The organism is Acidovorax sp. (assembly GCF_022763525.1).
In the GTDB taxonomy this organism is placed as follows: domain Bacteria; phylum Pseudomonadota; class Gammaproteobacteria; order Burkholderiales; family Burkholderiaceae_C; genus Acidovorax.
On record NZ_JALEGG010000136.1, the window covers coordinates 1 to 4,768 of the forward strand.

General features: G+C 66.1%; 3 protein-coding genes and 1 pseudogene. 1 reads left to right on the forward strand and 3 read right to left on the reverse strand.

Features of this window, described 5'->3' with window-relative positions:
- From MRY84_RS10465 to MRY84_RS10475, 3 genes are all read right to left on the reverse strand, one after another.
- A partial coding sequence (locus MRY84_RS10465; protein ID WP_291505670.1) for a multidrug effflux MFS transporter occupies positions 1-1,149 on the reverse strand: 1,149 nt, incomplete at its 3' end.
- 133 nt (positions 1,150-1,282) lie between these two features.
- On the reverse strand, positions 1,283-2,317 hold the full coding sequence (locus MRY84_RS10470; RefSeq protein ID WP_291505671.1) for a diguanylate cyclase: 1,035 nt from the start codon (positions 2,315-2,317) through the stop codon (positions 1,283-1,285).
- Between the two features lie 25 nt (positions 2,318-2,342).
- Positions 2,343-3,761 carry a PLP-dependent aminotransferase family protein gene (locus tag MRY84_RS10475; RefSeq protein WP_291505672.1) on the reverse strand — a complete coding sequence of 473 codons (1,419 nt, stop codon included), beginning with the start codon at positions 3,759-3,761 and terminating at the stop codon, positions 2,343-2,345.
- Positions 3,762-4,385: 624 nt separating this feature from the next.
- Between MRY84_RS10475 and MRY84_RS10480 the strand changes: the two are divergent.
- A pseudogene (locus MRY84_RS10480) lies at positions 4,386-4,768 on the forward strand (hypothetical protein); the annotation flags it as partial.

The window sequence follows — 4,768 nt, forward strand, 5'->3', positions numbered from 1 at the left end:
CAGCCCCATGAGCGCGCCGCTGGCCATGCCCACCACCATGGGCAGCGGCTTGCCGTTGGAAAACAGGCCGACCAGCCCCATCGCGGCCGCCCCGATCAGCATCTGCAGCGTGCCCAGCAGGGCAGAAGCCGTCCCCGCGATGGCGCCATGCTCCTCCAGGGCCAGCACCGATGTGGAGGGAATCACGAGCCCCATCAATCCGCTGGCCACAAAGTACAGACCCAGCAGCACGGCCAGACGGTCGCCGCCTGCCAGGTAGTACGACAGCATCGTCACCATCACTGCGCCCGCCCCGGTGACCGCCACCTTGACCGTGGGCACCAGCCCAAACCGGCGCCCCAGATAGGCCGTGAACTGCGCCGCCGCAAAGAATGCCGCCGCGTTGACCGAGAACGCCAGGCTGTACTGGACGGGCGTAAGGCCGTAGTGGTTGATCAGCACGAAAGGCGAGCTGGCAAGGTAGACGAAGAACCCCGCTATCGAGCATCCCCCGATGAACACCAGCCCGAGGTAGTGCCGGTCACGCAGCAGCAGCCAATAGCCCGACAGGGCGCTGGCCAGGCTGCTCTCGCGCCGGTCCTCGGCAGTGCGGGTTTCTTGCAGACCGTGGAACACCAGCACAAGGCCCGCCACGGCGGCCACAGCCACCACCCAGAACACGGCACGCCAGCCCGCCGCGGCGATCACCCCGCTGCCCACCAGCGGTGCGAGCAGGGGCGAAATGCTGAACACCAGCATCAGCAGCGACATGAGCCGCGCCGCCTCGGTGCCGGTGTGCAGGTCGCGAACCACCGCGCGCGGGATGGCCATGCCGGCGGCGGCACCCAGCCCTTGCACAAACCGCAAGGCCACCAGTGTGTGGATGTCGCTGGCCAGGGCACAGCCGGCGCTGGCCAGCGTAAAAAGCGTCAGTCCCACATACAGCGGCGCCTTGCGGCCCACCATGTCCGACACCGGGCCATAGAACAGCTGGCCCACCCCGATGGCCACGAAGAAGGCCGTCAGGCTCCACTGCACGGCACCGACGTCCGCCCCCAAGCTGGCACCGATTTCAGGCAGCGCGGGCAGGTACATGTCGATGGCAAAAGGGCCGATGGCCGAAAGCAGACCCAGGATCAGGGCCATCTTGAGGAATCCGGAAATTTGCATAGCCGCCCATTGTCGCCACAACGGTGCAGGCCGTCGGGCAAATCCTGAGCCCTGCGGCACTGCACCATGCACGCCGGAGGGCCGCCAAAGAGCTGCAGGAGGCGTCACCGGGAGCGCTCTGCCTGCTCAGGCCCTACTCCCCGGGAGCCTCCGGGGCCAGCTCGATCCCGTTGTATCCAGCCTGCCTGGCGCGGCGCAGACCCAGGTCTGCACGGCGCAGCAGTTCGTCGGGTGTCTGGTCGCGCCCAGGCACCAGGGATGCCAGGCCCAGGCTTGCGGTCAACGCGCCCGAGGGCGTACCCAGATGGCGCAAGGCCAGCCCTGCGATGGCTTCCTGGATATGCCGGGCAGCGGCCAGGGCGGCCTGCCCGTCCAGGCCCGGCATCAGCACCGCGAACTCGTCACCGCCATGGCGGGCAGCCAAGTCGGTGCCCTGGCGCTCCACCAACTGGCTTAGCACCAGCGCCAGCGCCTGCAGGCAGGCATCGCCCGCCAGCCGTCCATAGCTTTCGTTGAACGCCTTGAACGCATCCACATCCAGCAGCACCAGAGACAGCGCCGTCTGCGCCCGCTGGGCGCGCTCCCATTCACGGGCTAGCACCTGTTCGAACCGGCGGCGATTGGCCAGGCCGGTGAGCTGATCGGTGTGGCTCAACACATCCAACTGGCGGCGAGCCTCGGCCAGCGCCCGCGTGCGCTCATCCAGCAGCACCTGCAGCTCGCGCTGCGGCGTTGGCGGGCCTTCTGCCGGGAAACCGTCGAGGCCTCGCGGCATGCCATACGGTATGGAGATGCTGCTGTGCGCGATCTTCCAGTCCGCCCCCTCTTGTCGGAAGACCAGCACCAGGCGGGCGGTCTCCCGCGCAAAAATTGGGTCGGGCGTGGGCAACTGGATATGGAAAAACGCGGTGGCGACCAGCACGTCCAGAGCCAGGTCCTGGAAAAACACGTCCACCAAGTCAATGCCAATGCGGCCGGGCACTTGTGCGAAGTCGCTGAGCACCATGCGCACCCAGGCTTCGCGGGCCTTGACCAGTTGGTCGCTGCTCCCCGCGAAACCGCTGAAGTCCTGGCTGAATCGATCGACCAGGCGCATATCCCGGGCCGCGTACATCTCGAGGTACTCGTCGAGGAGCAGCCTAGCCAGTCGCTGTCGTTCTGGTGCCATGAATGGATTTCTCGTGTTCGTCGGCTTACTGGGCCGCCTGCTGGCCGAGTTCGATGCGCTGGCCCAGGAACCGCCATATGCGCTCGTCCTGACTGAAGGCCACGTTAAACCGGAGCCAGCCCGTGGGGCGCGGCTCCACCAGAAACAACTGGCCCGGCCCGAGCATGATGCCGGCGCCGGTGGCCTCTTTGGACAGCTCGGCGCTATCGGGCAGGTCCGGGTGGCGCGCCCACAGGTACATGCCTGCCTCGGGTTCGTGGAACAGCTCGAAGCCGAGATTCAGCAAGCGCCGGCCCACGGTGCGGTGCGCGTCGGCCAGGCGCTCGCGCAGCGACTTGAGATGCTTTCGCCAGCGGCCATCGGTCACCACCCCGAAGGTGATCCGCTCGGTGATCTCGGACGACGTCAGCCCCGAAACCATCTTCAGCTGCACCAGTTCATCCAGCAGGTCACGCCGCGCCGCCACATAACCCGTGCGCAGGTTGGGCGAGATGGTCTTGGAGAAACTGCCGATGTAGACCACGCGGCTGAGCTGGTCCAGGCTGGCCAGCGAAGGGCGCACGCTCGAATCCATATCGGCGTAGATATCGTTTTCCACCAGCGCAAAGCCGTGCTGTTCGGCCAGCTGCAGCAGCCGGTGCAAGTGCGCCACCGACGCCATCGAGCAAGTGGGACTTTGCAAGCGCGGCTGGGTGAAGTACGCAGAGGGCTGGTGCTCGGCCAGCAGCGCTTCGAGCGCGGGCAGGTCATAGCCCGTAGGGGTGCGCGGCACGCCCACCACATGCGCACCGGCAAAGCGCAGCATGAAATGCAGGTTGGGGTACCCCGGATCGTCCACCAGCACCACGTCGCCCGGCTTGACCAGCCGGCGCGCCACCAGGTCCAGCGCCTGGCTGGACCCCTGCGTGAGCAGCACCTGGTCCGCATCCACAGCCAGATGATGCTCGGCCAGCGACTCGGCCACCACCATGCGCAGCGCCATATGTCCGTGCGGCAGGCCGTACCCGTCCAGCTCGGGCCCGTCGGACGACAACTGCCGCATGCTGCGCTTGACCGCATCGCCAAACAGCCAGTCGTGCGGCAGCCAGCCGCAACCCGGCTTCATGGGCAGGTTGCGGTTTTCAAAAATCTGTTTGAGGTACCAGCGCGCGTCAAAGCGGGGCACGGGGCGCGCCTGCGTACCGGTGCCAAATGCGGGGCCGTCAGTATCCCGCCGCTTCACGAAGAAGCCCGCGTTGGCGCGTGACACCAGCCAGCCTTGGGCTACCAGCCGGTCATACGCCTCGACCACCGTGAACACGCTCACGCCGTGGGCCGCCGCAAACGCGCGAATGGAGGGAAGCTTGGCACCAGGCTTGAGCACCTGACCAGCGATGAGGCCGCGCAGGCCATCAACAATCTGGCTGACCAGCGGCGTCTGGAGATCCGGGCTGAGAGTGAGCATCAAAAGAGCAGGAAATGGGGCTAAATTGTGCACCCGCCCAAGGGCGTTGGACTCAGGGATTGCTTGTACAGGGCGAGGCGCCTGCACAGTGTGCACTCCTTCTCATACTGCACTCCTGCCCCACTACAACCGCTCCAACCGCTACACCCGCCGCAACATTGCCTGGCGAATGGCGGGGCCACCGAGGCCTCACGTGCGGATGAAGACCTGGCTGAAACCGCCTTCAAAACGTGAACGGCAGCGTGGAGCCGACAGGCGGCATTCAGCCATTCGACGAATGCAGCGGCTATCGGATTGCGTCCACCGCCTGTCCCTTTTCTGCTGCCTGGATGTACGCGCGCACACGCCCGGCGATAGCCTTGCTCCCCAGCCCGATTGGCATCGTCTAGCGCACATCGGGTTTGAAAACAATATCCAGCACCTTGAGAGGCCCCATGCAGACGCAGACACCTGACCGAAGCCCTCCACGGCTTTTTCATCCCAGGCCCTGGGCCATGGCCCTCGGACTTTGCATGAGCGCCACCACGCCCCCCCGCACTCGCGCAAGCGACCCACACCCCACCTGCAGGCTACAAGCCGTGCGCCATCGAAGGGCAGAAATGCAGCTTCACCGGCACCGCCAGCGTGATCTACGGAGCCGGCACGACCTGGACCCATCCCCGCAGTTTCGCGAACGGGGTCAGCTGCGGCAACCAGACCTTTGGCGACCCGGTTTGGGGAGTGCAGAAGGCGTGTTTTGTCAGCGCACCAGCACCAGCCCCGGTGCCCGGTCCGGTGCTGAAGGCACCGCCAGCAGGCTATACCTTGTGCGCCGTGGAAGGGCAGCAATGCAGCTTTAGCGGTACGGCCAAGGTGGTTTACGGCGCAGGCAGCACGTGGACCGCCGCGCGTGCGTTTACCAACAACGTGATGTGCAACAACGCCACTTTTGGGGACCCGTTGCGGCAGGTGAAAAAGGCATGCTACGCCAGCAGCCCCATCCCCACGCCACCACCCCCACCACCACC

What these genes read in the sequence shown, in the direction of transcription:
- MRY84_RS10470 (WP_291505671.1), bottom strand. Translation starts at nt 2,317, where the DNA reads ATGGCACCAGAACGACAGCGACTGGCTAGGCTGCTCCTCGACGAGTAC.
- MRY84_RS10475 (WP_291505672.1), bottom strand. Translation starts at nt 3,761, where the DNA reads ATGCTCACTCTCAGCCCGGATCTCCAGACGCCGCTGGTCAGCCAGATT.